The following is a 744-nucleotide window of genomic DNA, read 5'->3' as shown; positions in this document are numbered from 1 at the left end:
ATCGGGAAGACAGGATTCGAACCTGCGACACCTTGGTCCCAAACCAAGTACTCTACCAAGCTGAGCTACTTCCCGCGTTAAATAAAAAAATGCACCCTAGAGGAGTCGAACCTCTAACCGCCTGATTCGTAGTCAGGTACTCTATCCAGTTGAGCTAAGGGTGCTCATCATTATATGCCGAGGACCGGAATCGAACCGGTACGATCGTTACCAATCGCAGGATTTTAAGTCCTGTGCGTCTGCCAGTTCCGCCACCCCGGCCTCTCTAAGCGAACGACGGGATTCGAACCCGCGACCCCCACCTTGGCAAGGTGGTGTTCTACCACTGAACTACGTTCGCATCGACCTCTTATTCTATATAAAAAAATGCCGGCTACATGACTTGAACACGCGACCCTCTGATTACAAATCAGATGCTCTACCAACTGAGCTAAGCCGGCTACTTTCTATTATGCGGGTTAAGGGACTTGAACCCCCACGCCGTTAAGCGCCAGATCCTAAATCTGGTGCGTCTGCCAATTCCGCCAAACCCGCAATGATGACCCGTACTGGGCTCGAACCAGTGACCCATTGATTAAAAGTCAATTGCTCTACCAACTGAGCTAACGAGTCTAAAATAACTTCCGTTATCTTAAACGGTCCCGACGGGAATCGAACCCGCGATCTTCGCCGTGACAGGGCGACGTGATAACCGCTACACTACGGGACCTATGGGAGTTAACGGGATCGAACCGCTGACCCTCT

At 51.2% G+C, this 744-nt stretch carries 8 tRNA genes; all 8 read right to left on the bottom strand.

What is annotated here, in order from left to right:
• Window position 1: 1 nt before the first annotated feature.
• Window positions 2-75 (bottom strand) — tRNA-Pro (locus HMPREF2885_RS06055).
• A 15-nt stretch (window positions 76-90) separates the two neighbouring features.
• A tRNA-Arg gene (locus HMPREF2885_RS06050) sits at window positions 91-164 on the bottom strand.
• A gap of 11 nt (window positions 165-175) precedes the next feature.
• Window positions 176-261: transfer RNA gene (locus HMPREF2885_RS06045), tRNA-Leu, on the bottom strand.
• A gap of 7 nt (window positions 262-268) precedes the next feature.
• Window positions 269-340: transfer RNA gene (locus tag HMPREF2885_RS06040), tRNA-Gly, on the bottom strand.
• A 27-nt stretch (window positions 341-367) separates the two neighbouring features.
• Window positions 368-440: transfer RNA gene (locus HMPREF2885_RS06035), tRNA-Thr, on the bottom strand.
• Between the two features lie 12 nt (window positions 441-452).
• Window positions 453-534: transfer RNA gene (locus HMPREF2885_RS06030), tRNA-Leu, on the bottom strand.
• Window positions 535-539: 5 nt separating this feature from the next.
• Window positions 540-612 (bottom strand) — tRNA-Lys (locus tag HMPREF2885_RS06025).
• 24 nt (window positions 613-636) lie between these two features.
• A tRNA-Asp gene (locus HMPREF2885_RS06020) sits at window positions 637-709 on the bottom strand.
• Between the last annotated feature and the right edge of the window lie 35 nt (window positions 710-744).

The sequence above is a fragment of the Streptococcus sp. HMSC062H02 genome, assembly GCF_001813005.1.
Lineage (GTDB): Bacteria > Bacillota > Bacilli > Lactobacillales > Streptococcaceae > Streptococcus > Streptococcus oralis_S.
Note: the sequence above shows the minus strand (reverse complement) of the source record. Positions and strands in the feature narration are given on the sequence as shown.